The organism is Actinokineospora iranica, assembly GCF_900101685.1.
Classification (GTDB): domain Bacteria; phylum Actinomycetota; class Actinomycetes; order Mycobacteriales; family Pseudonocardiaceae; genus Actinokineospora; species Actinokineospora iranica.
Genome location: NZ_FMZZ01000007.1, coordinates 1 through 25,684 on the forward strand (window position 1 = coordinate 1; position 25,684 = coordinate 25,684).

The 25,684-nt window shown below is 71.0% G+C and carries 21 protein-coding genes, 2 rRNA genes and 1 pseudogene; 16 read left to right on the plus strand and 8 right to left on the minus strand.

Annotated features, from left to right (window positions below; translation table 11 throughout):
- From BLS56_RS15480 to BLS56_RS15495, 4 genes are all read left to right on the plus strand, one after another.
- Positions 1 to 91, plus strand: a 23S ribosomal RNA gene (locus BLS56_RS15480); the annotation flags it as partial.
- Between the two features lie 105 nt (positions 92 to 196).
- A 5S ribosomal RNA gene (rrf, locus tag BLS56_RS15485) occupies positions 197 to 313 on the plus strand.
- Positions 314 to 427: 114 nt separating this feature from the next.
- Positions 428 to 1,285, plus strand: coding sequence for a carbohydrate kinase family protein (locus tag BLS56_RS15490; RefSeq protein ID WP_091450932.1), 858 nt, complete (start codon positions 428 to 430; stop codon positions 1,283 to 1,285).
- Positions 1,286 to 1,370: 85 nt separating this feature from the next.
- Complete coding sequence (locus BLS56_RS15495) at positions 1,371 to 1,931, plus strand: isochorismatase family protein (RefSeq protein ID WP_091450934.1); 561 nt, start codon at positions 1,371 to 1,373, stop codon at positions 1,929 to 1,931.
- A gap of 98 nt (positions 1,932 to 2,029) precedes the next feature.
- Here the strand turns inward: BLS56_RS15495 and BLS56_RS15500 are convergent.
- The 4 genes and pseudogenes from BLS56_RS15500 to BLS56_RS15520 form a co-directional block, all read right to left on the minus strand.
- A pseudogene (locus tag BLS56_RS15500) lies at positions 2,030 to 3,127 on the minus strand (glycoside hydrolase family 18 protein); the annotation flags it as partial.
- A 151-nt stretch (positions 3,128 to 3,278) separates the two neighbouring features.
- Positions 3,279 to 4,256 carry an extracellular solute-binding protein gene (locus BLS56_RS15510; protein WP_228771664.1) on the minus strand — a complete coding sequence of 326 codons (978 nt, stop codon included), beginning with the start codon at positions 4,254 to 4,256 and terminating at the stop codon, positions 3,279 to 3,281.
- Positions 4,257 to 4,455: 199 nt separating this feature from the next.
- Positions 4,456 to 5,961 (minus strand): beta-N-acetylhexosaminidase, encoded by a 1,506-nt coding sequence (locus BLS56_RS15515; RefSeq protein ID WP_091450937.1) that lies wholly within the window; start codon positions 5,959 to 5,961, stop codon positions 4,456 to 4,458.
- A 171-nt stretch (positions 5,962 to 6,132) separates the two neighbouring features.
- Positions 6,133 to 7,350, minus strand: coding sequence for an amino acid deaminase (locus tag BLS56_RS15520; protein ID WP_091451619.1), 1,218 nt, complete (start codon positions 7,348 to 7,350; stop codon positions 6,133 to 6,135).
- Between the two features lie 232 nt (positions 7,351 to 7,582).
- Here BLS56_RS15520 and BLS56_RS15525 point away from each other — a divergent pair, with 232 nt between their 5' ends.
- From BLS56_RS15525 to BLS56_RS15535, 3 genes are all read left to right on the plus strand, one after another.
- Complete coding sequence (locus tag BLS56_RS15525; RefSeq protein ID WP_091450938.1) at positions 7,583 to 8,329, plus strand: IclR family transcriptional regulator; 747 nt, start codon at positions 7,583 to 7,585, stop codon at positions 8,327 to 8,329.
- Between the two features lie 154 nt (positions 8,330 to 8,483).
- Positions 8,484 to 9,416 carry a sporulation protein gene (locus BLS56_RS15530; protein WP_091450941.1) on the plus strand — a complete coding sequence of 311 codons (933 nt, stop codon included), beginning with the start codon at positions 8,484 to 8,486 and terminating at the stop codon, positions 9,414 to 9,416.
- Positions 9,417 to 9,433: 17 nt separating this feature from the next.
- Positions 9,434 to 9,814, plus strand: a complete 381-nt coding sequence (locus BLS56_RS15535; RefSeq protein WP_091450943.1) for a pyridoxamine 5'-phosphate oxidase family protein — start codon at positions 9,434 to 9,436, stop codon at positions 9,812 to 9,814.
- Between the two features lie 7 nt (positions 9,815 to 9,821).
- Here BLS56_RS15535 and BLS56_RS15540 read toward each other — a convergent pair whose 3' ends face one another.
- Positions 9,822 to 11,663 (minus strand): DNA/RNA non-specific endonuclease, encoded by a 1,842-nt coding sequence (locus BLS56_RS15540; RefSeq protein WP_091450945.1) that lies wholly within the window; start codon positions 11,661 to 11,663, stop codon positions 9,822 to 9,824.
- Positions 11,664 to 12,159: 496 nt separating this feature from the next.
- Between BLS56_RS15540 and BLS56_RS15545 the strand changes: the two genes are divergently transcribed.
- The 4 genes from BLS56_RS15545 to BLS56_RS15560 are packed head-to-tail and all read left to right on the plus strand — an operon-like array spanning position 12,160 to position 16,056.
- On the plus strand, positions 12,160 to 14,628 hold the full coding sequence (locus BLS56_RS15545) for a nitrate- and nitrite sensing domain-containing protein (RefSeq protein ID WP_091450946.1): 2,469 nt from the start codon (positions 12,160 to 12,162) through the stop codon (positions 14,626 to 14,628).
- 31 nt (positions 14,629 to 14,659) lie between these two features.
- Complete coding sequence (locus BLS56_RS15550) at positions 14,660 to 15,094, plus strand: roadblock/LC7 domain-containing protein (protein WP_091450949.1); 435 nt, start codon at positions 14,660 to 14,662, stop codon at positions 15,092 to 15,094.
- Positions 15,095 to 15,104: 10 nt separating this feature from the next.
- Positions 15,105 to 15,479, plus strand: a complete 375-nt coding sequence (locus BLS56_RS15555) for a DUF742 domain-containing protein (protein ID WP_091450952.1) — start codon at positions 15,105 to 15,107, stop codon at positions 15,477 to 15,479.
- On the plus strand, positions 15,460 to 16,056 hold the full coding sequence (locus tag BLS56_RS15560) for a GTP-binding protein (RefSeq protein ID WP_175482852.1): 597 nt from the start codon (positions 15,460 to 15,462) through the stop codon (positions 16,054 to 16,056). The genes BLS56_RS15555 and BLS56_RS15560 overlap by 20 nt, the downstream gene beginning before the upstream one ends.
- Here the strand turns inward: BLS56_RS15560 and BLS56_RS15565 are convergent, their stop codons facing one another.
- Both BLS56_RS15565 and BLS56_RS15570 read right to left on the minus strand, forming a co-directional pair.
- Positions 16,057 to 17,424, minus strand: a complete 1,368-nt coding sequence (locus BLS56_RS15565) for a tryptophanase (protein WP_091450957.1) — start codon at positions 17,422 to 17,424, stop codon at positions 16,057 to 16,059.
- A gap of 43 nt (positions 17,425 to 17,467) precedes the next feature.
- On the minus strand, positions 17,468 to 18,496 hold the full coding sequence (locus BLS56_RS15570; RefSeq protein ID WP_228771665.1) for a tryptophan dimethylallyltransferase family protein: 1,029 nt from the start codon (positions 18,494 to 18,496) through the stop codon (positions 17,468 to 17,470).
- A 693-nt stretch (positions 18,497 to 19,189) separates the two neighbouring features.
- On the opposite strand from BLS56_RS15570, the gene BLS56_RS15575 reads away from it, so the two are divergent.
- The 4 genes from BLS56_RS15575 (at position 19,190) to BLS56_RS15590 (ending at position 23,418) form a co-directional block, all read left to right on the plus strand.
- A complete protein-coding gene (locus BLS56_RS15575; protein ID WP_091450963.1) occupies positions 19,190 to 20,542 on the plus strand; it encodes a hemolysin family protein in 1,353 nt (450 codons plus the stop codon).
- A 118-nt stretch (positions 20,543 to 20,660) separates the two neighbouring features.
- A complete protein-coding gene (locus tag BLS56_RS15580; RefSeq protein WP_091451622.1) occupies positions 20,661 to 21,710 on the plus strand; it encodes a hemolysin family protein in 1,050 nt (349 codons plus the stop codon).
- A 103-nt stretch (positions 21,711 to 21,813) separates the two neighbouring features.
- Positions 21,814 to 22,488: a DUF998 domain-containing protein gene (locus BLS56_RS15585; protein WP_091450966.1), complete on the plus strand. Its 675-nt coding sequence runs from the start codon at positions 21,814 to 21,816 to the stop codon at positions 22,486 to 22,488.
- Positions 22,489 to 22,497: 9 nt separating this feature from the next.
- Positions 22,498 to 23,418 carry a transglutaminase family protein gene (locus BLS56_RS15590; RefSeq protein WP_228771666.1) on the plus strand — a complete coding sequence of 307 codons (921 nt, stop codon included), beginning with the start codon at positions 22,498 to 22,500 and terminating at the stop codon, positions 23,416 to 23,418.
- Positions 23,419 to 23,676: 258 nt separating this feature from the next.
- Here the strand turns inward: BLS56_RS15590 and BLS56_RS15595 are convergent, their stop codons facing one another.
- Positions 23,677 to 24,366: a TetR/AcrR family transcriptional regulator gene (locus BLS56_RS15595; protein WP_091450972.1), complete on the minus strand. Its 690-nt coding sequence runs from the start codon at positions 24,364 to 24,366 to the stop codon at positions 23,677 to 23,679.
- A gap of 107 nt (positions 24,367 to 24,473) precedes the next feature.
- Here BLS56_RS15595 and BLS56_RS15600 point away from each other — a divergent pair, with 107 nt between their 5' ends.
- Complete coding sequence (locus BLS56_RS15600) at positions 24,474 to 25,664, plus strand: lipid-transfer protein (protein WP_091450974.1); 1,191 nt, start codon at positions 24,474 to 24,476, stop codon at positions 25,662 to 25,664.
- Positions 25,665 to 25,684 lie beyond the last annotated feature (20 nt).

Sequence of the window (25,684 nt, forward strand, 5' to 3'; positions counted from 1 at the left end):
CCCCCAGTAGACGACTGGGTTGATAGGCCAGAGATGGAAGCCTGGTAACGGGTGGAGTTGACTGGTACTAATAGGCCGAGGGCTTGTTACAAAAATGCTACGCATCCACTGTGTGGTGTCTGAGACACCAACCATCCCCACCATCCCTGTTTTTCGGGTTGGGTCGGGGTTGAGGGTTGTGTTTGTTTCATAGTGTTACGGCGGTCATAGCGGTAGGGAAACGCCCGGTCCCATCCCGAACCCGGAAGCTAAGCCTGCCAGCGCCGATGGTACTGCACTCGTGAGGGTGTGGGAGAGTAGGACGCCGCCGGACAATCATTGCGAGCAGCCCTCGTTCCCCAGGATTCCGATCCTGGCGGGACGAGGGCTGCTCCGCGTCCCGACCACTTTCCGCGCCATGTGAGCCACTGTGCGGCAGGATGAGCCGGTGGCCACAGTGTTCGTCGCGGGACCCGCGTCCTGGAACCAGCTTGTGTCGGTGCCGAGGCTGCCCGAGGGACGGCCGGAGACCCTGTTCGCCCACGGCCACCGCACCACACTCGGCGGAACGTCGGCGGGCAAGGCCCTCAACCTGGCCGGACTGGGCGCGGACGTCACCCTGCGCACCGTCGTCGGCGACGACGAGACCGCGGACCGGATTCTCGACACCTTGACCGAGGCGAAGGTGACCGTCATCGCCGAGCGCGTGCCCGGCAGCAGCGAACGCCACCTCAACCTCATGGACGCCGACGGCGGCCGTGTCTCGATCTACCTCGACCTGCCCGAACTGGCCGAGGCCGCCCACCGGGAACAGGTGTCGACGGCGCTGCGCTCGGCCGACGCCGCCGTCATCGACCTGGCCGAGCACAGCAGGCCGCTGCTGGCCGAGGCCCGCGGCTTCGGCGTGCCCGTGTGGTGCGACATCCACGACTACGACGGCGTCGCCGACTACCACCGCCAGTTCATCGAGGCCGCCGAATACCTCTTCCTCAACGACGACGGCATGTCCGACCCGTTGCGGCTGCGCGGTTTCATGGTTTCCCGCGTCGAAGCGGGCACGCGCCTGGTCGTGGCGACCCTCGGCGCTCAAGGCGCGGTCGCGCTCTCCGCCGCCGACGGGTGGCACCGGGTGGCGGCGACCCCGGTAGAGACCATAGTGGACACCAACGGGGCCGGGGACGCGTTCTTCTCCGGCTTCCTGTTTGCCCACCTCGGCGGTGAAGGCATCGCCGAGGCCCTGCGCGCGGGGGCGGACCAGGCGGCCAAGTGCCTCGGCTCCCCGGGCTTGGCCCCACCCATGTCGTGATCGGCCGCCGCGGTGAGCACGGACACGTGGACAACCCTTTCTCTCAGGTTAGGCTAACCTAAGTAGACAGAAAGGGGTTCCTGCCATGTCGCGTCCAGTGGTCGATCCGTACGACATGTCCGACGCCGCCAGGCTCCCGCGCGCCGCCGTGGAGTGGGTGGCCGCAGCGGGCCGGGCTGTCCTGCTGGTGCACGACATGGGCGACGACAAGGTGTGCGCGTTCGACGCGGGCAGTTCGCCGATGGTCGAGTTGGCGCACAACGTCGGCAAGCTCCGCGACACCTGCCGCGACCTCCGAGTGCCGGTCGCGGAGTCGGTCCGGGAGGGCGTGTCGGTGTTCACGACGGTCACCGGGCTGGGTCCGGACAAGACGCTGACCGGCGACCACTACGCGCGGCTGCGCGACCTGCTCGACGAAGCGGGCCGCGACCAGTTGATCGTAACCGGCATCCGGGCCCACGCCGCGTGCCTGATGGCCGCGGCGGGCACGCACCTCGCGGGCATCGAGGTGTTCTGCGTCGCCGACGCGATCGCCGACCTGTCCCTGGACGAGCACCGCCGCGCCGTGCTCTCCGCCGCCGAGTACGGTGCCATGCCGACCACCGCGGGCCGGGTGATCGGGCAGCTTCTCGGCGTGCTGGCCTGAGCAGGCCACGGTCTGCGAAGGACAGCACGCCACGCGGGTGAGCGGCTGCCCGGTGACCCCGGGCAGCCGCCCACATCCGGCCCGTCCCGGCCGGAGCCTCAGCCGCGCAGCGCGGTGATCAGCTCACCGGTGGCGGTGTCACCGGAGAGTTCCCAGAAGAACGACCCGCCGAGGCCCTGCGACCGGGCCCAGTCGCGCTTGCCCGCGATGGTGGCAGGCGTGTCGTAGCTCCACCACTGCGAGCCGCAGTGGGCGTAGGCGGTGCCCGCGACGGTTCCCGTTGCCGGGCGCCGGTTCTTGAGCACTTTGTAGTCCTCGATGCCCTGCTCGTAAGTGCCCGGCGCGGCTCCGGTCGCCCGGCCGCCGGGGGCGGACTGGGTGACACCGCTCCAGCCGCGCCCGTAGAAACCGATGCCCAGCAGGAGTTTGGCCGTCGGAACGCCCTTGCCCTTGAGCTTGGTGATCGCGGCCTCAGTGGTGAACCCGGCCTGCGGCAGGCCCGGGTACGCGGTCAGCGGCGAGTGCGGGGCGGTGGGGCCCTGGGATGCCCAGGCGCCGAAGAAGTCGTAGGTCATCGGCATGATCCAGTCGAGGTGCCTGGCCGCGCCCGCGTAGTCGGCCGCGTCGATCTTGCCGCCCGCTGACGCGTCCGCGGTGATCGCGGCGGTGACGAGACTGCTCGGGCCGAACCGGGAGCGCAGCGCGGCGACCAGGTTCTTGAACGCGTCCGGCCCGCTGGTGTCGCAGCTCAGGCCACGGGCGTTGGGGTACTCCCAGCCGATGTCGATGCCGTCGAACACGTCGGCCCAGCGCGGGTCCTCGACCAGCCGGTGGCAGGACTCGGCGAACGCCGCCGGATTCCGCGCCGCCTGGCCGAAGCCGCCGGACCAGGTCCAGCCGCCGAAGGAGAACACGACCTTGAGGTGCGGGTGCAGCTTCTTCAGCTTCCGGAGCTGGTTGAAGTTGCCGCGCAGCGGCTGGTCCCAGGTGTCGGCCACGCCGTCGACGCTGTTCGCCGCGGTGTAAGCCTTGTCGTGGTCGGCGTAGGTGTCGCCGAGCACGCATTGTCCATTCTGGACGTTGCCGAACGCGTAGTTGATGTGTGTCAGCTTGCCTGCCGACCCACTGGTGTGGACGTTCTTGACGTGGTAGTCGCGGCCGTAGACGCCCCACTGGGCGAAGTAGCCGACCACCTTCTAGTCCGCGGGGAGCGGGGTTACCGCGCCGCTCGCGGGGACGAGTCCGAACGCGACGGTGGCCGCGACTACCAGCGCGGCGGTGAGCTGCCATGGGTGTCTGGACATATGTTCACCTCTAAGGGAAGCGGATTCGGCTTCTCGGCCGAAATCAGACCGTTCGCCAGCACTTCGGCGGCGGCGCGCAGGCTCGCCCAGGACCCGCCGAAGGTGTCCACCCGCCCGCCCGCGCCGAGTTCCGGCCCTGGCGTTCCGGTCTCGACGTGGACCACCGTGGGCACGGTCCGCACCAGCCAGGCCACCAGGTCCAGCACATCGGGATGCCGGTGCGCGTCGCGGGTGACCACAACGACCTCGCGCGCGGACCCGACCAGCGCGGGCCGGTCGCCGGGAACCACGCGCTGGCCGGGATGGCGAGGCTGGAGCCGCCCTGGAAGACCGGCGCGGTCGCGCCCGCGTTCTTCGACGGGATGGGGAAAGCGGAGGTGCGCGCGGCGAGCGTCGGGTCGCTCTTGGCCGCGGCCGCCACCTCCCAGGGCAGTCCGACGAACATCGCGACCTTGCCGCCGCCGTAGATGCCCGCCTGCTCGGGGGTCTGCTCGTCGGCGTCCTTGGCCGCCTTGGTGCCCGAGGCCTCGACGAGTCGCCGGTAGAACGTTCGTCCCGCCTTGGCTTCCGCGCTGTCGAGGGTCGCGGTGAACCGCGTGCCCTCCCCGCGGGCGATGTCGCCGCCCTCGTCGTAGATGAACGACAGCAGCGTGTACCAGTTCTGACCGGGCAGATAGAGCGCCTGGAAGTCCGGGTCGGCGCCGAACTCGGCGCGGAACTTGGCGATCGCGTCCAGCCAGTCCTGGCGCGAAGTCGGCGGGGTGACGCCCGCTTGGGCGAACAGGTCGGTGCGGTAGAGGACTACGCGGTTGGCCGCGTAGAACGGCATCGCGTACACCTTGTGGTCCCAGGTGGCCGAGTCCCTGAGGCTGGGCAGCCACTGGTCGCCGTTGAAATCGGTGAGCGAGCCGGTCAGGTCGAGCAGCACGTGCGCGGCGGCGAACTTCGGCGCCTGGGTGTTGCCGATCTCGATGACGTCCGGGGCGTCGTCGCTCGCCAGGGCGGCGTGGCTCCCGCGCATCCCGCGACAGCCAGCGCGATCCCACCAATCACCGCAGGCAACTGACTTCTCACTGGTGAGTTCCTTCCGGCGCGGCACGACTGAGTGGTTTAGACCATTTCGGCCAGCGTGGTCTGAACCTCTCCGGCTTGTCAAGGCACCCGCGCGAATGGCGAAGGATCGGGCTCGGGGGAGTGGGAAGAACGGGAAAAACCGTTGCTCAGGCGCGAATGTGGCCGGGGACGCCCGGCCTGGCCTGCCAGGGGAGCGGCCCGGACAGCGGCCGGTACTCGACCCCGAGCGCGTCGAGGCGGGGCAGATGGTGGGTGGCGAGCCGGTCCACGAACTCGGCGGTGTCGCGCCCGTGCCGCGGACTCCACACCACCTCGGCGAACGCGGCGAGCCGGGGAAAGGCGGCGTAGTCGAGGCGGCGGGGCGAGTCGAGGTGCTCCGACCAGAGCGCGGCCTGCGCGCCGAGCACCCGGCGCCGGGCATGGGCGGGCAGGTCGGCGGGGACCGGGTCGTAGGCGTAGACCCGTTCCAGCGTGTTCAGGAAGCCGACGGGGACCGGCTCGTCGGGATGGTCGGACTGCCGGTGGTCGAGGTAGACGTGCTGTTCCGGGCACATGACCACGTCGTGCCCGGTGCGGGCGGCCAGCACGCCAGCCGACTCGCCGCGCCAGGACGCCACGATCGCGCCGGGCGGCGGGTCGCCGACGTCGAGGATGTCCTCCCAGGCCAGCGCGCGGCGGCCGTGCCCTGCCAGGTGTCGGGCGAGCGTGCCGATGAACCAGCCGTGCAGCGCCTCGACGGAGCCAAGGCCGAGGTCCACCGCGCGCTGCTTGACCGCGCGGCTCTCCCGCCACTGCCGCTTGGCGACCTCGTCGCCGCCCAGGCAGACCACCGGGGAGTCGAAAATGCCGACCACGTGGTCGAGGACGGCCCGGTAGAAGTCCACTGTGGATTCTGTGGGGTCGAGCACGTGCTCGCTGACGCCCCAGGCGTGCCACACCGGCACCGGCTCCTTGGTCACGCCCAGTTCCGGGTACGCGGCGATCGCGGCCTGGCTGTGGCCGGGCACGTCGATCTCCGGGACCACGGTGATGTGCCGCGCGCGGGCGTGGGCGACGATCTCGCGGAGGTCGTCGCCGGTGTAGAAGCCGCCGTGCGGGCGCCCGTCGTGCGTCGGGTCGCCCTCTTCCCGCCTACCCGCCCAGGACCCCGCACGGGTCGCGCCGACCTCGGTCAGCCGGGGGAAAGCGGGCACATCGACGCGCCAGCCCTGGTCGTCGGTCAGGTGCAGGTGCAGCACGTTCAGCTTGTGCGCGGCCATCAGGTCGAGGAACCGCAGCACGCCCGCCTTGGGCAGGAAGTGCCGCGCCACGTCGAGCAGGACGCCGCGCCAGGCGAAGCGCGGGTGGTCCTCGATCACCCCGCACGGCACGGTCCACCGCCCGCGGTGGATGTCGGCGGCCCGGAACGCGTCCGGGCCGAGCAGCTGCCGGATGGTCCCGGTGGCGTGCAGCGCGCCTGCGGCGTCGGCGGCGACGGCCTCGATCCCGTGCGGTGTCACGGAAAGCCGGTATGCCTCAGGACGCGGTAAAGCGGCCGGGTCGATGACGACTCGGGCGGGGTCGGTGGCCTCGGCCGCGGAGTCCACCACGCAGTGGCCGGGCTCCGGCCGGGCCAGCACGGGGCGGGGGAGCAGGGTGTGGAAACCGGCCATCCCCACTCCTCACGGCCCAGTCGCGTGCCCGCAACAGTGGTTTCGCTGATGGCACTGTGAATGGATGGTAGATCGCGGGTCTGCCGGGCACAAGGATCGCCGTTCCTGGCCTGCCTCGCCCGCCGCGCTCCTCCTGGTCCTCTGTGGACGATCCGGGCCGGTCGTCCGGAGTCAGAAGAAGGTGCGGATGAGGTCGACCACGGTCTCGCCGTCGGTGCCGGTGACCGGCAGCAGCGGCCACTTGTCGAACACGGTGCACGGATGCGACAGGCCCAGCCCGACCCAGTCGCCCACCTCGACTTCCGCGCCGACGGTCATGAACGTGTGCTGGTCGGCGAGGGCGGTCACCCGGCACCCGCTCAGCGCGCGGGTTCCCTCGGCCGTGCGCAGCACCTGCGGCTCGGGCATTCCCAGGTCGTAGGGAAGATCGCGCTTGCCTGCCGCGAGCAGCGCGAGGCCCGGCTCCGGGCGGGACTGGACCTGCGCCCAGGCGCGCAGCGCGGACCGGAACCGCGGCACGTTCGCCAGCCTCGGATGGGCGCCCAGCGGCGACAATGCGCGGTAGGCCCCGTCGTCGTGGGTGATGTACGCGCCCGCGCGGATCACCGGCCACACCGCCAGTCCCGCGGGCCACGGCGCGGTGAGCGCGTCGGCCACCAGGTCGAAGAACGAGCTGCCGCCCGCGGTGACGACCACCCGGTCGGTCTCGTACCGGCCGCGCAGCGCCACCGCCACCTCGCGCAGCCGACCGAGGTAGGCCGACACCGCGTCCAAACCCGCCTGGCTCGCGTCGCTCGCAGCCGGGCCCTCGTAGCCCGCCACCCCCGCCAGCCGCAACGCCGGGCTGGCCACGATCGCCTCGGCGACCGCCCGCGCGGTCGACTGGTCGCGGACCCCGCAGCGTCCGCCCGCCACACCCACCTCGACCAGCACGTCGACCGGTCTGCGCGCGCCCGCCGCGGTGAGCGCGGCGGTCATCAGCTCGACGCCGCGCACCGAGTCGGCCCAGCAGCTGAACTCGAAGTCCGGGTCGTCGTCCAGCTCGCCCGCCAGCCACGCCAGGCCCGCTGGGTCGACAAGCTCGTTGGCGAGCAGCACCCGGCTCACGCCGAAGGCGCGGTACACCCGCAGCTGCGCGGTGTTGGCCGCGGTCATCGCCCACGCGCCGCAGTCGATCTGGCGGGCGAACAGGGCGGGCGCCATGGTGGTCTTGCCGTGCGGCGCCAAGTGCAGGCCGCGGGAGGCGGACCAGGCGGCCATGGTCGCCAGGTTGTGCTCGATGGCGGCGTTGTCCAGGGCGACGATCGGGCCGACGAAGCCGTCCCGGAACAACCCGAGCCGCCGAGTCACCGCCTCGCCGACGGTAAGGCCGAACAAGGCGTGCGGCATGGACTTGAACCGCCAGTCCAGCCGCTCCGCCCGCAGTCCCGCGACCGCGTCCCGGTCGATGCGAGCGGGTTCGGCGGGCAGCGTCACAGTAGTTGTCTCCCCGATGTTGCGTGGCGTGCAACGACAAGTGCGTTGTGCGACACGCAGTGTGTAGCATCCCGCCGACGCCGGTCAACGTCGTCGCCAGCCGGGAGGAGGCCCTGGTGGACCAGCCCAGCGCGGTGGGGCGCGGATGAGCCAGAGCCTCGACCGCGCGCTGACCGTGCTCGCCGCGCTGGCCGAGGGACGGCGCACGCTCGACGAGCTCGCCGCGACGGTCGGGGTGCACAAGACCACGGTCCTGCGGCTGCTGCGGACCCTGGAAACCCACCGTTTCGTCCACCGCGACGACATCCGCCACTACCGGCTCGGCACGGCCCTGTTCGACCTGGCGAACCGCGCCCTGGACGACCGGGACGTGCGCCGCTGCGCCGAACCCGCCCTGCGCGCCCTCAACGAGCGCACCGGCCACACCGTCCACCTGGCCAGCTACGAGGGCGGCGAGGTGGTCTACATCGACAAATACGAGAGCACTCACCAGGTGCGGATGTACTCCCGGGTCGGCAAACGCGCCCCGCTGCACTGCACGGCGGTGGCGAAGGTCCTGGTGGCCGCGTTCGAGTCCAGCCGCCGCCGCGAGATCGCCGAATCCGTCCAGTACACGGCGATGACCGAGAACACGATCACCACCCCCGAGGCCTACCTCGCCGAACTGGCCGCCGTCGCCGACCGCGGCTGGGCCCTGGACGACTCCGAGCACGAGGACTTCATCCACTGCGTCGCGGCCCCGATCCGCGGCGCCCGCGGCGAGGTCCTGGCCGCGGCCTCGGTGTCGGTGCCCAAGGTGCTGCTCGACCACGACGGGCTGCTCGCGCTGGTGCCGGACCTGCTGACCGCGACAGAACAGGCCTCCCACGCGTGCGGCTGGGCGCGCGGTTAGCGCGGTGGACCAAGGCAGTGGACCAAGGCAGTGGACCAAGAAAGTCCGCGTCGAATCGCCTTGCTGCTTCAGGGGGAACCCAGGGTGATCCCGGACGTCCCACACAGCGGAGTGGCTCTAGGGTGGCCGCAGGCGCGTGAGGTTAGGGGAGAAGATGGTCTTCAAGAAGATGCTGCGGGCACTGGGGGTCGGCGGCCCGTCGGTCGACACCGTGCTCAGCGAGGCGCGGGTCTACCCGGGGGGTGTGGTCGCAGGCGAGATCCGGATGACCGGTGGGGACGCCGACGCCGACATCGACTATGTCGCCCTGTCGCTGGTGACGCGGGTCGAGCGGGGCGATGACGGGGTCGCGCCGGTCGAGTTCGAGCGGTCGGTCGTCGCGGGGCGGTTCGTGCTGCCCGCCGGGCAGACGAAGGTGATCCCGTTCCAGCTCCCCATCCCGTGGGAAGCCCCGATCACCGAGGTCTTCGGCCAGCACCTGCACGGCATGTCGCTGGGCGTGCGCACCGAACTGGCCGTGGCCAAGGCCGTCGACAAGGGCGACCTGGACCCGCTGCACATCGTGCCGCTGCCATCGCAGGACGCGGTGCTGCGCGCGTTCGCCGACCTGGGCTTCCGGTTCAAGGCCGCGGACCTCGAGGCGGGCCGCATCCACGGCGAGCGCCAGCACCTGCCGTTCTTCCAGGAGATCGAGTTCTACCCGCCGCCGCACCTGGCGCGCGGCGTCAGCCAGGTCGAGTTGACCTTCCTCGCCGAGTCCGACGGCATGGCGATCGTGCTGGAGGCCGACCGGCGGGCGGGGCTGTTCACCTCCGGCGGCGACGCCTTCGGCCGCTTCCACGTCAGCCACCACGACGCCGAGCGCACCGACTGGCGCGCGCGGATCGAGGAGTGGGTCGGGCAGGTCGCCAGCCGCAGGCCGAGCCACTTCGGCGGGCACGGCGGCCACGGCGGTCACCACGGTGGCCACCACGGCTCGGGTGTCGGCGGCGTCGTCGCGGGCGCGGCGGCGGGCATCCTGGGCGGCATGGTGCTCGGCGAGGTCTTCGACGAGATCGGCGACGCCTTCTCCGGCGAAGAGGACTGACCGGTAGCTTCTGCCGGGTGCCGAACCACACCGACGAGTTCCTGGAGTTCTGGCGGGAACGTCACCTCTGCACCCTCACCACGCTCCGTCCCGACGGCACACCGCATGTGGTCCCGGTCGGCGTCACCTACGACGCCGACCAGGGGATCGCGCGGGTGATCACCTCCCGCGCGTCGCGCAAGGTCCGCAACGCGCTCGCAGGCGGTCGCGCCGCGGTGTGCCAAGTGGACGGCAGGCGGTGGACGACGCTGGAAGGCGCGGCTGCCGTCCGCGACGACCCAGACAGCGTCGCCGACGCCGAACGCCGCTACGCCGCCCGCTACCGCCCGCCGCGCGCCAACCCCGAGCGGGTCGTCATCGAGATCGCCGTGGACCGGGTGCTCGGCACCGTGCGCTGAGAACCGCTCAGGTCCAGACGATGTCCGAAAGGGACTCCAGCGCCGGGGCCGGTCCAGTGCTTTCCGCCGTCGCGGGCTTGGTGTCGGCCTCCCGCAAGGCGTCCGGGAAGCGCAGGCGCGTGCGCTCTTCCAGCGCCGCCACCGACACCTGGTGCACCCGGAACTCGTCGAGGTCCAAGACTTCCAGGTTGTCCAGGTTCTGGGTGAGCAGGAACGCGCTCGCCTTGAGCGCCCCCGCCGTGCCGAAGGCGATGACCTTCCAGAACTCGCGCGGGATCGCCACGCCGCGGAACACCCGGTCGTCGGAGCCGAACACCGGACCACCGAAGACACTGACCCGCAGGTCGTCCACGTCGACGTCCTCGAACAGGGCGTCTTCGAGCCTGCCCCACAGGCCCGCTTTCGCGCTCTGGTTGAAGTCGTCCATCTGCGGGGTGATGTTGGTGAAGAAGAACGAGTCGCGGTTGGCCTTCTTCGCCTCGGCCAGCGGGCCCCACAGCAGGTCGGCGCGCCGGGCCAGGTGGCCGCGGTCGAGGCGGTTGTCGGCGTAGAGTTCGTCGCCCGCCTGCGCCGCAGCGGGCAGCCGGGGGTCCTTGCGGAACGGGACGCCGGTGCGGCTGATCTTCTTGAGCCCGCCGCCGTCGATGTTCCAGGCCACCCAGAACGCGAACGTGCGCGACATGCTCAGCGCCAGCGAGAAGTGCGTGTAGTCGATCCGGGTCGACCCGTCGAGCACGGCCGCGTCGTCGCGCAGGTCGGGGTCGAGGTCGGGCACCGGCAGCGATCCGCCGAGGAAGTCGGGGTCGTAGCCGAGCCCGCGTGCCCGCGCCGCCCGCTCGGCCGGGCGGGCCAGGGTGATCCCGAGCTTGTCGAAGACCGACTTGGGCAGGCACGCCAGCGAGTGCTCGTCGGGGTCGCCCGCGCCCTCGCCTGCGAAGTGCAGGCCGGCGAGCACCTTGGTCGGCCTGCCGTTGGCCGACTTGAACACCCACGCCGCGCCGGAGTCGCCGCCCTGGCTGATCTCGCCGCCCGCGGGCGCGTGGTTGGGGTCGACGCCGATCTCGAAGCAGCCGATCTCCTTGACGCCTGCCGCGCCGCCGTAGTCGATCTTGACGATGGTGTCGATCCGGCGCACGACGCCGTGCGTGACCCCGGTGGTGCGGCCGCTCTTGACCACCTTGTCGCCCAGCTCCGGGTCGCCGAGCTCGTCCGGAGCCACGTCCAGGTCCATGATCGCCGGGTCCAGCCCGCGGCCGTCCACGGACGCGATCGCGCAGTCGCCAGCGATGCCCAGGTATGAGCGCGCCAGCGGGCCGAGCCGGTTGTGCTCGGTCCGGTTGTCGTCGTGCGTGCCCGGCTGCACCACCGCGTCGCCGAGCGCGCCGTCGGCGCCGTGCAGGACGTGCCAGTTGCTCAGCACGTATGGGGCGCCGGTCTCCCGGTCGTAGACCACGGCGCCGACGGTGCCGCAGGTGATCGACGGGTGCCCGACGCTCACCCCGGGTCGCACCGGGTCGATCCGGGTCTTGCGCCGATCGGCCTCGGCTTCGGCGACGACCTTGAAGTCCGGCCGGTAGGACCGCTGCAGCACGTCGGTGGGCACCTCGACGCCCGCTACGGTAACGCTCTCCGGCAGCAGCGCGCTGCCCAGCTCGGCGAGTTCCTCTGGCGCGGCCTTGGCGTCGACGGTGAACTGGACCGCGACCTCTTTGGTGCGCTTGCCGCCGCGGACCTTGTGGCCGATGCCGATCGAGGACACGTTCGGATCGCGCAGGTACGCCGAGCCGCGGGTGCGCACGAACTCGCGCAGGGCGGCGAAAAGGTCATCGTCAGCGGTGTTGGCAGCCATGGGACGTCCTTCGGCGGCACGATAGTGTGAAATGACCATGCCCGTGATCACGGACTGTTGGCAAGAGTGCGGGACGATTGCCTGCCGCGACAGCCCCAATGGGCGAAGAACTGGTGTCGACCCGGTGTCGACTGGGCGCCTTTGGGGCAGCAGGCGGACGGTTACCCCTCGGTCATGCCCAGACATGGACCCGTCACTTCCGCTGACGGGTGAACAGGTACGCTCCTGTCTCGCGTACTGCGGGTGATCGCTGGCTCTGCGTAAGATTGATCTTGAGATGATCCGGCTGATCACTCGCTAGGGCGATGACCCTATTGAGGGACACACGAGTTCGATTACAGGTGACGGGTGACGCCGCTGATGCGAGGTGTGGTTCGGTGCGACGGGGTCCAGCGCGGCAGGGCGCGCCAGGGTCTCCCCGATTTCTCGTGAACCCCCCGAGCGGGCAGCAGGTGTGCGCCACTCCGCGCGCCGCGGCCGGAGATTGTGGAGAGCTGTGAAGCGGAACAGTGGCACGCCCGCCAAGACGACGACGATCCGGTCGCGCCTCACCGGCGTGGTCGTGGTGCCCAGCGTCATCTTGCTCGTCATGTGGGCGGTGTTCTCGTCCTACACGGTCTTCGACGGCATCTACCTCAAGGCCATCACCAGCGGTGTGAAGGGCGCCTCGATCCCCGCGGTCAACACCTTCGCCGCGTTGCAGCGCGAGCGGCAGCTCACCATGACCGCCCTGAGCACCAACACCCCCGACACCGTCGCGCTCAGCAGCCAGCAGCAGGTCACCGACAAAGCGGTCCAGGAGTTGCGCAGCGCGCTCGACGGCCTGGCCTCCAGCGCGCCTGCCGAGGTCAACGCGCGCGTGCAGGCACTCAACCAGGTGCTGCAGCCGCTGCCCCAGCGCCGCGCGTCAGTCGAGGCCCGGCGGGCCAACCCGGACGAGATCTACAACTACTACAACAGCGTGCTCGACGCGGGAACCGCGCTGTTCGACACCCAGTCCCGGATCGTGCCCGACCCGGTCGTGACGCAGGCCGCGCTGTCGGCGACCGACATCTTCCGCGCCGCCGACCGGATGTCGCGGGCGTCCTCGGTCGCCGCGTCGGCGATCGCGGCGGACACGTTCACCCCTGAGCAGCACGTGGAGTTCGCGGCTCTGGTCGGCTCCTACCGGGCGACTCTCGCCACCGCGTCGGCCGTCGGCACCGACAGCGTCAAGGCCCACTACCAGCAGATCATCACCTCGGAGAGCTGGCTTCGGTTGACCAACGCCGAGAACGCCCTGATCGGCGCGGCGCCGCGGGTGACCGAGCAGGGCACCGGCGGCAACCGCAGGCCCGACCCGGCCGCGATGCCGGTCGACTCGACCGAGTGGGAGACGCTGAGCACCCAGATCTCCGAGGACCTGATCAAGCTGGCGGTCGAGCAGGCCACCGACGGCGTCGACATCGGCCAGGAGCGGGCGGACGACAAGTTCTTCGAGGTGCTCATCGGCAGCCTGATCGCGCTGATCGCGGTGGTCACCGGCATCGTGCTCGCGGTGCGGATCTCGCGCAGGCTGGTCAACAAGGCCCTGGTCACCCGCCTCGACCAGCTCAAGAACGACTCGCTGCAACTGGCCCACGAGCGGCTGCCCAGCATCGTCGAGCGGCTGCGCCAGGGCGAGCGCGTCGACGTCGGCGCCGAGGTCCCGCCGCTGGACTACGGCACAGACGAGATCGGGCAGGTGGCGGACGCGTTCAACACCGCCCAGTACACCGCCATCGCCGCCGCGGTGAAGGAAAGCCAGGCGCGCGAGGGTGTCAACCGAGTCTTCCTCGGCATCGCCCACCGCCACCAGGGCCTGGTGCACCGCCAGCTCAAGATCCTGGACAAGATGGAGCGGGAAGAGGAGAACCCCGAGCACCTCGACTCGCTGTTCCAGCTCGACCACCTGGCCACCCGCGCGCGCCGCAACGCCGAGAACCTGATCATCCTCGCGGGCGAGCAGCCGGGCCGCCAGTGGCGCAAACCGGTGCGCCTGCTCGACATCCTGCGCGCCGCGGTCGCCGAGACCGAGCAGTACGTCCGGGTCCGGGTGCGGCAGGTGCCCGACGTCGCGCTGCAGGGCGTCGCGGTCGCCGACACCATCCACCTCGTCGCGGAGCTGGTCGACAACGCGGCGTCGTTCTCGCCGCCGCGCTCGCAGGTCGAGGTCTACACCAGCCAGGTTTCCGGCGGCGTCGTGGTCGAGATCGAGGACCACGGCCTGGGCATGACCGCGGAAGACCGCGAGCAGGCCAACCAGATGCTGGCCCACCCGCCGGAGTTCGACGCGATGGCGCTGCGCGGCGAGTCCCGCCTCGGCCTGTTCGTCGTCGCCCGCCTGGCCGCGCGCCGGGCCATCCGGGTGGAGCTGCGCGAGTCGCCCTACGGCGGCACCGTCGCGCTGGTCTTCGTGCCATCGGACATCGTCGCGGAGACCGTCGAGTACGTGCCGGAGTCCGACACCCCCAGCCCCCGCCCGCGCAAGCCCAACGACCGGCCGGAGCCGGGGACCTCGACATCCGGTTCCATCGCGCTCGACGCCATGGAGTCGCCCTACCGCAGCGGAATCGACCGGTTCTGGTCGGACGCCATGGTCGAGGACGACGGGCGGGTCGAGACCGACCCGGACGCCGCCCAGTGGCCGCAGACCGACGAGGAAGCGCCGGAGTCGTTGCCGGGCGAGGCGTTTTCGGGGGAGAACGGAGAAGGGGAGTCGCCGCACACGCAGAACGGGCACCAGGGGGAGCGCCCCCGACTGCCACGCAGGCAACGACAGCAGAACCTGGCTCCGCAGTTGCGCGAGGAACCGTTGCTCCCGGACTGGGAGGCCGAGCCCGAGCCGCACTTGGAGCACACCGCGGAACGAGTCCGCGACACGATGTCCGCGTTCCAACGCGGGACTAGGGACGCCCGTCGGGCAGACCCGCCCGTCGAGCAGTGATGGCTGGGACAACGGGGAAGGACAGCTCAAGGTGAACGACAAGATCGGTCAGGACCACCAGCTCAATTGGCTTTTGGACGACCTGGTCCGCAGGGTGGTGGGCATCCGCCACTCGGTCGTGCTTTCCGCGGACGGGTTGCTGCTCGGCCGGTCCGCCGAGCTTTCCAAGGACGACTCCGAGCACCTTTCCGCCATGGCCTCGGCTTTCCAGAGCCTGGCCAGGGGCACCGGCAGGCAGTTCAACGGCGGCCAGGTGCGGCAGACGATCGTCGAGATGGACCACGCGTTCCTGTTCGTCACCGCAGCGGGCCGGGGCGCCTGCCTCGCGGTGCTCGGCGAGGAGGACGCGGACGTGGGCATGATCGCCTACGAGATGAACATGCTGGTGAAGCGGGTCGGCGCTCACCTGGCCTCCGCGCCGAGGGCCGGGCAGCCGGTGACCGTGCCGGGCAGGCGGCCGTCGTGAGGCGCCTGTGATGGGCGGTGGGGACCAGGACTGGTGGTTCGACGAGGCGGCCGGACCGCTGGTGCGGCCGTACGCGATGACGCGCGGACGCACCCGGCCCAACGCCCCGAACCTCAATCTGGTGACCCAGATCAGGGTTTCCCGGTCTCCCTCGGACCCCTCGTCGCTGACCCCGGAGCACCTGCAGATCATCGAACTCTGCAAGACCCCGCTCTCGGTCGCCGAGGTGGCCGCGTATCTCAACGTCCCGCTTGTCGTGGTGAAGGTCCTGATCAGCGACCTGATAGAGCGGGGCGACGTGCTGGCTGGCGCGATGTTCCAGACCACGGAGATCACCGACACGAAGCTTCTACAGGCGGTACTCGATGGCATTCGGAGGATCTGAACAGGTGAGCGACGCGCTGGTGATCCCCACCTCGATCAAGATCGTGGTGGCGGGCGGGTTCGGCGTCGGGAAGACCACCATGGTCAACTCGGTGAGCGAGATACCGCCTCTGTCGACCGAGGAAGTCCTGACCGAGGCCAGTGTCGGTGTCGACGACATGAAGGGCATAGAGGGCAAGGAGACCACCACGGTCGCCCTCGACTTCGGCCGCATCACGATCAATCCGCAGGTGGTGCTCTACCTGTTCGGCACCCCGGGGCAGAACCGCTTCTGGTTCATGTGGGACGAGTTGGCCCAGGGCGCGCTCGGCGCGATCGTGCTGGTCGACACCCGGCGGCTGGACTCGAGCTTCCCGTCGATCGACTTCTTCGAGCGGCGCAACATCCCGTTCATCGTCGCGGTCAACGGCTTCGAGGGCGCCTGGGAGCACAGCATCGAGGAAGTGCGGCAGGCGCTGGACATCGACCCCACGGTGCCGGTGGTCCAGTGCGACGCGCGCAAGCGCGAATCGAGCAAGGACGTGCTCGTGGAGTTGGTCCAGTACACGATGGACCAACTCCAGAGCGCGTCGGCGTGATCAGCGGATCGGTTCGACCCGGCAGTTGAAGTGCCGGAGCAGGGCGGGGGCCTCGACGACGCGGTACCCCGGCACCCGCTCCGGGTTCTTGGCCACCTCGGCGATCGTCTCGGCCACGTACTCGAGGTGGCTCTGGGTGTAGACCCGCCGGGGGATGGCCAGCCGGACCAGCTCGTAGGGCGCAGGCTTGACCAACACGCCGTTCTCGTCCTCTTCGCCCAGGTAGAGCGACCCGAGTTCGGCGCATCGGATGCCACCCGCGAGGTAGAGCTCGGTGGCCAGCGCGTGCCCGGGGAACTCGCTTGGCGGGATGTGCGGCAGCAGCCGCCCGGCGTTGAGGTAGAGCGCGTGGATGCCCGGGGGCTCGACGACGGACACGCCCGCCGCCTTGACCAGCTCGGCCAGGTGCGCCGTGGCCGCCGCCCTGGCCCGCAGGTAGTCCGGCTCGACGACCTCGCGCAGGCCCTCGGCCAGCATCTCCAGGTCGCGCCCGGCCAGGCCGCCGTAGGTGCGGAAGCCCTCGGTGGCGATGAGGATCGCCTCGCAGTGCTTGGCCAGCCCCTCCTCGCGCAGCGCGAGGAAGCCGCCCATGTGCGCGATCGCGTCCTTCTTCAGGCTCGCGACCGCGCCGTCGGCCAGGTCGAAGGCCAGCCGGGCGACCTGCTGGGGGGTGTGGTCGGCGTAGCCGGGCTCGCGCTGGATCACCAGCCACGCGTTCTCGGCGAACCGCGCGGCGTCCAGGAAGAACGGCACCTGGTGCTCGCGGCACAGCTTGGCCACCGCGGTGAGGTTGGCCATCGACACCGGCTGCCCGCCGCCGCCGTTGTTGGTGATCGTCATGACCACGATGCCCACGTCGTCCGGGCCGTCGAGCTTCGCGGCCAGCGCGGCGAGGTCGATGTCGCCCTTGAACGGGTAGGCGTTGTCGAGATCCGCGGCCTCCGGGCAGGGCAGGTCGACCGCGACGCCGCCGGAGAGGATCACATTCGCCCGGGTGGTGTCGAAATGGGTGTTGCTGACCGAAAGCTGCCCCGGCTTGAGGACCGCCCCGAACAGAATCCGCTCGGCGGCCCGGCCCTGGTGCACGGGCATGATGTGCGGATAGCCGGTCAGCTCGGACACCGTGTCCCGGAACCGGAAGAATGACCGCGCGCCCGCGTAGGTCTCGTCGCCACGCATCCCCGCGGCCTGCTGGGCCGCGGAAAGCGCGCCGGTTCCGGAATCGCTGAGCAGGTCGATGGTGACCTCGTCTGCCCGCAGGCTGAATGGGTTGTAGGCCGCTCTGACCATTGCCGCTTCCCGCTCGGCCCTGGTGAGAATGGGAATGGGCTCCACGACTTTGACGCGGTACGGCTCCATCAGCGGCATCGACTGGTCACGTCCTTTTGTGCTGGGTTGAACATGGGGGAACTCAGGCCGCGCCGGTGTGCGCGCCGCTGGGGCGGGCCACACCGTAGGCCTCGGCGGACAGGTACACCGTCACGCCAGGGCGGGGCGGCCCGATGCGCAGCGACACATGCGCGATAAGCCCGACGCCCTCTTCGAGCGGCCGGTCGGTGACCGCGGTCACCGAGCGCTCCAGCGCGTCCCGGTCGAGACCGTAGCGCTCGACCAGCAGTCGCACCCGCTGCATCGTGACCGCGTCGTCGCGGACGTAGTCGCGCACCGGGACGTAGAGGGAATAGCCGCTGGGCTGGGCGGAATCGCCGCTGAGGAAGGTGAAGGCCGACACCAGCGGACGGCCGTCGAACGGGCCGTCGCCGCCGCCGATCAGGGTGCCGAACTCGGCCAGCCTGCGGGTGTCCACCGACCGGCCCGCGCCTGCGGCGTGCTGCGCGTCGCGCAGGGTCGCCCGGTAGTGCGACTGGTACACCTTGACCCGGGAGCGGGGGGTGTCGTCCAGGTCGAGCGCGAAGAACGAGTACCGGTCCAAGGTGGACTCCGGGCGCGGCGTGTGCTCCCGCAGCCAGGCGTAGCTCCCGGCGAAGCCGAGCCGGTCGAGGGCGGCGGCGACCAGGGTGTTGGCCTTGGCCTTGCCGCGCACCTCGGGGTTGAAGTAGATCTTCACCCGGGGCGGGTCGTCGCGGCGGACCACAATGGAGAACCACAGTGAGAAAATCCCGCGCGGCTCGTCGGGCAGGAAAAGATCGCGCACCGCGTCGAACCGGTCGAGGGTGACCGGATACCGCGCGGCCAGCCGGTCGAGCGCGGCGAGGGCGGCGAGCTGGTTGGCCCGAGGGCTCGGCTTGGCCGCCACGCACTCGATCAGCAGCCGCAGGGTGTGCGAACCGTCCTCTTCGAACGCCACCGAGTACTCGATCGGGGTGTGGTCGTCTGCCACATCCGAACGCCACAGCGGCGGTTCGTCGACGGACCGGACAGCCGCCGGGCCGAGCAGATCGGCGACCAGGTCGCACACTTCCTCGGCGCGGTCACCCAAACCAATGGCATGGCACAATTGCCGCAATTGGGCACCGGTGTATTCCTTTAGTGAAACTGCTTTCATCACGACTCCGAGATCTTCACCGTGCGCCGACGTCAGAGGCAACTTACGGGCGACCTGGATCGGGCCACTACCGCCAAGCTGGTGATCCACTCCGGACGCGCCTTTACTGAGGGTAAATGATGTCCGTCGGATGAATGACAGTTGTCCTACCGGGACTCATCTGCTAAGCGGCATTTCCGGTGAACACGGAGCGTGTCATACCAGTGCGTCCCGTTTTCTGTGAACTGTTTCACTCGCCGAAATTCGTTCACCGTACGACCGTATTGCTTACGGAGCCGTGATCAGTGTCTATGTGCGCCGATGGATATTCCGGGCGGCGGCGGACGTGGACCAATCGCGGGTCCTTCTGTGCCGCACTCGCCACGGACGGTAGCGGGCAGGCGGATAAACCGCGATCTTCGTCACGTTTGGACGAATACTCCGAACGGGGTCATTTCTCGCGGTTACTCGCTAGTAATATACCGTCCTGGACGGATGATCGGCAACCACGCGCTCGGCACGCGCCCGCTTCGGGAGCCGTGTTAACGTCGAGGCCATGACGTCCGTGGAGGGCTGTAGTCCCAGGCCGGGTCGCGCCCGGCGCTCGATCGAGGTCGACGGTTCGGCTGCTCGCCTGGCGGATGGCCCGTGCTGATCCTGATCGGACTCGTCTCCGTCCTCGTGCTCACCGCGGCCACCGGATACTTCGTGGCCCAGGAGTTCGCCTACGTCGCCGTCGACCGCAACCGGCTCCGCCAGCTCGCCGACGAGGGGGACAAGGCGGCCGAACGCGCCTACCAGGTCACCCAGAGCCTGTCGTTCATGCTTTCCGGCGCCCAGTTCGGCATCACCGTCACCGCGCTGCTGGTCGGCTACGTCTCCGAGCCCTACCTCGGCGTCGGCGTGGCCGAACTGCTCGGCCTCGCGGGTCTTCCGGGCGGGGTCAGCACGGCCCTGTCGGTCGCGCTGGCGCTGCTGTTCTCCACCGGCGTGCAGATGGTCTTCGGCGAGCTGGCCCCCAAGAACCTCGCCATCGCCAAACCCGAGACGCTGGCCAGGGCGCTGAGCCGCTCGACCCTGGTCTACCTGACCGTCGCGGGCCCGCTGATCCGGCTGTTCGACACCGTCTCCACCCGGCTGCTGCGCGCGGTGGGCATCGAGCCCATCGAGGAGCTGCCGCACGGCGCGACGCCGGAGGACCTGCGCGGGATCATCGACGAGTCCCGCCATGTCGGGTACCTCGACGCGGGCACGTCCCGGCTGCTGGAGGGGGGCCTCGACTTCCGGGCCCTCACCGCGGGCCAGGTGATGACCCCGAGGGTGGACGTGCGCACCGTCGCCGCGGCCGACCCGGTCGAGCGGGTGGTCGACCTGCTCGACACCGGCCGCTCCCGGTTCCCGGTCGTCGGCCACGACGTGGACGACGTGGTCGGCGTCGTGGGGATCGCCGAGGTGCTGACCGTCGCGCCCGACCGGCGCGCGGACACCCCGGTGAGCGAGATCGCCGCGCCGCCGCTGTTCCTGCCCGACAGCCTGCCGCTGCCCGAGGTGCTGGAGCGGCTGCGCGCCGAGCACCGCCAGCTCGCCTGCGTCGTGGACGAGTTCGGCGGCTTCGCAGGCGTGGTGACCTTCGAGGACGTCGCGGAAGAGGTCGTGGGGGAGATCCTGGACGAGGACGACCACATGGAGCGCCAGGCCGTGCCGCACCCCGACGGGTCCTGGTCGGTGCCCGCCCGCTGGCGGGTGGACGAGGTGGCCGAGGTGACCGGCATTGAGCTGCCCGAGAGCCAGGGCTACGACACGGTCAGTGGCCTGGTCATGCACTCCCTTGGCAGGCTCGCCCGCCCCGGCGACCAGGTGGAGGTGGTGGTCGAGGTGCCCGACGACGGCCCAGCCGACACCGCCGCGGCCCGGCGCGCCGCCGTGATCGAGGTGACCGAGGTCCACCGGCACGTGCCGCGCACGGTCCTGGTCTCGGTCCGCCCGGAGGTGTCGGCGTGAGCGAGAGCGCGAGCCGCCGATCGACGCGGCGCGTCGGCGCGCGGGCGCCGATCTTGTGCGGTGGCCGCGTGAGCGGGCCTGCCGCGGGCGCGGTGCCGGGACGTGCGGGGGTGTGGTCGTGAACGTCGGCTGGGCCCTGGTCGTCTCGCTGGTTCTGCTGGTGGCCAACGCGTTCTTCGTCGCGGCCGAGTTCGCCCTGGTGGCCAGCAAGCGGCACCGGCTGGAGGAAGCGGCCGCGGCGGGCAGCCGCGCGGCCCAGGCCGCGGTGCGCGGCTCGCGGGAGCTGTCGATGATGCTCGCGGGCGCGCAGCTGGGCATCACCCTGTGCACGCTGGGGCTGGGCGCGCTGGCCAAGCCCGCGGTCGCCGAGCTGTTCGCCCCGGTGTTCGGCGCGCTGGGGCTCTCGCCGGGGTGGAGCTACCCGGTGGCGTTCGTCCTCGCGGTCGCCCTGGTCGTGTTCCTGCACATGGTGGTCGGCGAGATGGCGCCCAAGTCGTGGGCGATCTCGCACCCGGAGCGGTCCGCGCTGCTGCTCGCGCTGCCGTTCCGCGCGTTCACCCGGCTCACCCGGCCGCTGCTGGTGCTGCTCAACGGCCTGGCCAACGCCACGCTGCGCGCGGTGAAGGTCGAGCCGCAGGACACCCTCGCCCAGGCGCACGGGCCCGACGACCTGCGGGTGCTGCTGCGCGAGTCGCGCGAGCACGGGCTGCTGCCGGAGCAGCAGCACCAGATGCTCAGCGGCGTCCTCCAGGCGCAGCGCACGACCGTCGAGCAGGTCATGACTCCGCGCGCGGCCATGGTCGCGATCCCCGGCTGGGCGAGCGCGGCGGACGTGGAGGACGGCAGCCGCGCCAGCGGCCGTTCCCGGCTGGTCGTGGTGGAGGAGAACGACACCGCGGAGGACGAGATCCTGGGCATCGTGCACGTGCGCGACGCGGTGCGCGCCACCAGGTCGGGCAGCGGCGCGACCGCGCGGGACATGATGTCCGCTGCGCTGGTCCTGCCCGCCGACCGCTCGGCGGGCGACGCGGTGACCCAGATGCGCGCCGAGCGCTGCCAGCTTGCCCTGGTGGCGGACGCGGCGGGCGCGGTCATCGGGCTGGCCGCGTTGGAGGACCTGCTGGAGGAGATCCTCGGCGAGTTCGACGACGAGACCGACACCGGCTGACCTGCCCCCGTTGTCGATCTGTCACGGTCGATCTTTCACGGTGCTCTCATGCCCGCCGCATATCCTGCTGGGAAGGGAGAAACGGGCGAGGTGGGGGCGGCACATGACGGCGGTGGACACCATCGGGCCCGACGCGGGGCCCGCGGCGGATCGGCGGGGCGGGCTCGTCCCGGTGCTCGGGCTGGTCGGCCTGCTGGCGGGCGTGGCGCTCATGCTCGCGCTGCACGTGCTGCCGCCGACCAGCGCGATCAACCCGGTGCGGCGCACCATCAGCGAGTACGCCCTCGGGTCGAGCAAGTGGCTCTTCGACCTGTCGGTGGTGCTGGTCGCGGCGGGCTCGGCGCTGGGCTTCGCCGAACTCGCCCGGCGCCGCGCGGCGCGCCCGGCCGCCCTGGCGCTGGGCGTGGTGTGGACGGTGAGCCTGCTGGTGGTCGTCGTGTTCACCAAGACGGACTGGTCGGTCGGTCCGAGCCTGGGCGGCACCATCCACCGGTACGCGAGCGTGGCGGCGTTCCTGTCGCTGCCCCTGGCGGTGCTGCTGCTCGCCGGGGCGGTGTTCCCCTTGTCGGCGGGGTGGCGGTGGACGGCCCGGGGTCTGGGGATCGCGTCGCTGGTGTGGTTCGGCACGATCCTCATCGGCGTGCTCAACATGGTCGCGGGCGGGCCGCCGTGGTGGTACTTCGTCCCGCTCGGCCTGGTCGAGCGGATGGTGGCGGGCAGCGCGGTCGCCGCGCTCGCGGTCGTGCTCGTCGGCCTGGCCCGGCAGGCGCGGACGTGACGTCGAGCCGTGGCGGGCACGGCGGGGCACGGCAGCGGGGATGATGGCGCGATGGACGCCATCGCCGCCCCGCTGCTCGACCCCGGCGGCCTCGACCTCGAGTCGGCCGCGCGGATCACTTACCGCATCGAGCAGAGCTTCCGCTACGACTACGACAGCCCGGTCGAGTCGGTGCGGCAGCGGCTGGTCGTGGTGCCGCCCGCGCGCCACGGGGACCTGCACCGGCGCGCGCACCGAGTCGAGGTGACCGGCGCGCCCGCCCGGCGCCGGGTCAGCCGCGACGCCGCGGGCAACACGATCGTCCGGGTGCGCGCCGACCGGGTCGAGGACAGCGTCGAGTTCCACGTCCTGGCCGTCGTCGAGCGGGTGCGCGGCGACGGGCCGCTGACGCTGCCCGCTGCCGCGCTGGCCGACCCGAGGCTGCTGCGCCCCACCCGGCTCACCGCCGCGGACGACCGGCTCCGCGCGCTGGCCGCCGACCTCGGCGGCGGCGGGGCGCGCGGGCTCGACCTGGCCGACCGCGTGTGCGCGGAAGTCCACGCGGCGCTCACCTACGAGTTCGGCGTCACGACCGTGCGCACCACGGCCGCCGAGGCGCTGGCCTGCGGCCGGGGCGTCTGCCAGGACACCGCGCACCTGATGCTGGCCCTGTGCCACCTGCTCGCGCTGCCCGCCCGCTACGTCTCCGGGCACCTGCTCGGCCAGGGCGGCACGCACGCCTGGGTCGAGGTCGTGGTGCCCGAGCGCGGTGGCGCGGTGGCCGTCCCGTTCGACCCCTGCCACGGCAGGCGCGCGGATTCCAGCTACGTCACCGTCGCCACCGGTCGCGACTACACCGACGTCGCGCCCACCTCGGGGTCCTACCTCGGCGCGCCCGGCGGCAGGCTGACCGCGACCCGCGAGGTCGGCGTCGTCGCCATCGCCGCCTGACCCCGGTCTCCGGCGTCCGCGTGCCAGGCGTCGCCCTGGTCGGCCGACCGGCTCTCGCGGTTTCAGCAGGAGGCCGACGACCCGCTTCACCGCGGCGGGCGTGGCCGCGAGTCCGGCGCGCACCCATTCCGCGGGCGAGTGCTGGTCCGGTTCCGCCAGTCGGACCTCGACGGCGTCGGCGTAGTCGTGTCGAGCGCGGTGGCGATCGGATCGGTCACCTCACCCGCGCGTGCTTTCGGCCAGGTCGGGGTGGGACGGTCAGCCGAGCAGGTCGGCGACGGGCATGTCGGGGGTGACCTCGACGCCGAGGTCGGCGAGGTGGCCGATGATCAGGTGCAGGATCGAGGACGTGAGGAAGTCGGCCAGCGCCGCGGGCGTCTGCCTGCGGTTCGGGTCGGTGAGCCACCGGTTGACCGTGGCGTCCACCAGACCGACCAGGCCGAACGCCAGCGGCTCCGCCAGCGCGGGGTCGGTGTCGATCCGGGAGAGGGCGAGGCCGAACAAGCCGCTCACCTGCACGGCGATCGCGGTCTTGGTGCTGGAGACGATCTTCGAGCCGCCGCCTGCCCGCTCGGCCTTCGCCCCGGTGCCCAGGAAGTGGTGCAGCTTGGGGTGCGCCTCGATCCAGCCCAGGTAGGTGCGCACCGCCCGGTCGACCGCCGCGCCGACCGTGCCCTCGGGGCTCAGCGACGGCGCCAGGTCGCGCATCAGCTTCTCGATGACCCGGGCGCGGATCTGCTCGTCGAGGTCGTCGCGGTCGCGGAAGTGCCGGTAGACCACCGGGCGCGGCAGGCCGACCCGGTCGGCGATCTGCTTGACGCCGATCGCCGGGCCTTCCGCCTCGATCAGTTCCACCGCGGCGTCGAGCACTTCCAGGCGCCGCTGGGCCTTGTGCGCGTCCCAGCGCGTCGCGCGGCCGTCGGTGGCGTTCTCGGCGGCGTCCAGCATCAGGCAAGCCTAGCCGGAAAGAAGTGTCTGTGACATCTTGTCTCAGACACTTATGTGAGACACACTGTCACACGCAATCGTTCGGACGAGGAGCGAAGGAGACGCCGATGGGCGGCAGGGTGTACGTGGTCGGCGTCGGGATGACGAAGTTCGAGAAGCCCGGCGGGCGGGACTGGGACTACCCGGACATGGCCCGCGAGTCCGGCACCGCGGCGCTGGCCGACGCGGGCGTGGACTACGCCCAGGTCGAGGCCGCCTACGTCGGCTACGTCTACGGCGAGTCGACCGCGGGGCAGCGCGCGGTCTACGAACTCGGGCTCACCGGAATCCCGATCGTCAACGTCAACAACAACTGCTCCACCGGGTCCACCGCGCTCTACCTGGCGACCCAGGCGGTGCGCAGCGGCCAGGTCGACTGCGCGCTGGCGCTGGGCTTCGAGAAGATGCAGCCCGGTTCGCTCGGCTCGACCTTCGACGACCGCGAGCAGCCGCTGATGCGACACCTGCTCGCGCTGGCCGAACTGCACGAGTTCGCGATGCCGCCAGCCCCGTACATGTTCGGCGCGGCGGGGGTCGAGCACATGCGGCGCTACGGCACCACCGCCGAGCAGTTCGCCAAAATCGGCGAGAAGAACCACCGGCACTCGGCGAACAACCCCTACGCCCAGTTCCAGGACGTCTACACCCTCGCCGAGATCCTGGAGTCCCGGCAGGTCTACGGCCCGCTGACGAAACTGCAGTGCTCGCCGACCTCGGACGGCTCCGGCGCGGCGATCATCGTCAGTGAGTCCTTTGTGGAGCGGCACGGCCTGGCCGACCGCGCGGTCGAGATCGTCGGCCAGGCCATGGTCACCGACCTGCCGAGCACCTTCGCCGACCGCAGCGCGATCAGCCTCGTCGGCGCGGACATGACCCGCACCGCTGCGGCGAAGGTCTACGCCCAGGCGGGCATCACCGCGTCCGATGTGGACGTCATCGAACTGCACGACTGCTTCTCCGCCAACGAACTGCTCACCTACGAGGCGCTTGGCCTGTGCGCGGAAGGCGAGGGCGGAAAGCTCGTCGACGCAGGCGAGACCACCTACGGCGGCCAGTGGGTGGTCAACCCCTCCGGCGGCCTGATCTCCAAGGGCCACCCGCTCGGCGCCACCGGCCTGGCCCAGTGCGCCGAGCTGACCTGGCAGCTGCGTGGGACCGCGGACGCCCGCCAGGTCCCCGGGGCGAGCGTCGCCCTCCAGCACAACATCGGCCTCGGCGGGGCCGTCGTGGTCACCGCGTACCGCCCCGCCAACCGCTGAAATCCGTTCACCAGAGAGGA

Bases quoted from the DNA above. Each gene is read 5' to 3' on its own strand.
- BLS56_RS15495 (WP_091450934.1), top strand. From the start codon at position 1,371: ATGTCGCGTCCAGTGGTCGATCCGTACGACATGTCCGACGCCGCCAGG.
- BLS56_RS15510 (WP_228771664.1), bottom strand. From the start codon at position 4,256: ATGCGCGGGAGCCACGCCGCCCTGGCGAGCGACGACGCCCCGGACGTC.
- BLS56_RS15515 (WP_091450937.1), bottom strand. From the start codon at position 5,961: ATGGCCGGTTTCCACACCCTGCTCCCCCGCCCCGTGCTGGCCCGGCCG.
- BLS56_RS15520 (WP_091451619.1), bottom strand. From the start codon at position 7,350: ATGCCGCACGCCTTGTTCGGCCTTACCGTCGGCGAGGCGGTGACTCGG.
- BLS56_RS15525 (WP_091450938.1), top strand. From the start codon at position 7,583: ATGAGCCAGAGCCTCGACCGCGCGCTGACCGTGCTCGCCGCGCTGGCC.
- BLS56_RS15530 (WP_091450941.1), top strand. From the start codon at position 8,484: ATGGTCTTCAAGAAGATGCTGCGGGCACTGGGGGTCGGCGGCCCGTCG.
- BLS56_RS15540 (WP_091450945.1), bottom strand. From the start codon at position 11,663: ATGGCTGCCAACACCGCTGACGATGACCTTTTCGCCGCCCTGCGCGAG.
- BLS56_RS15555 (WP_091450952.1), top strand. From the start codon at position 15,105: ATGGGCGGTGGGGACCAGGACTGGTGGTTCGACGAGGCGGCCGGACCG.
- BLS56_RS15560 (WP_175482852.1), top strand. From the start codon at position 15,460: ATGGCATTCGGAGGATCTGAACAGGTGAGCGACGCGCTGGTGATCCCC.
- BLS56_RS15565 (WP_091450957.1), bottom strand. From the start codon at position 17,424: ATGCCGCTGATGGAGCCGTACCGCGTCAAAGTCGTGGAGCCCATTCCC.
- BLS56_RS15585 (WP_091450966.1), top strand. From the start codon at position 21,814: ATGACGGCGGTGGACACCATCGGGCCCGACGCGGGGCCCGCGGCGGAT.
- BLS56_RS15595 (WP_091450972.1), bottom strand. From the start codon at position 24,366: ATGCTGGACGCCGCCGAGAACGCCACCGACGGCCGCGCGACGCGCTGG.
- BLS56_RS15600 (WP_091450974.1), top strand. From the start codon at position 24,474: ATGGGCGGCAGGGTGTACGTGGTCGGCGTCGGGATGACGAAGTTCGAG.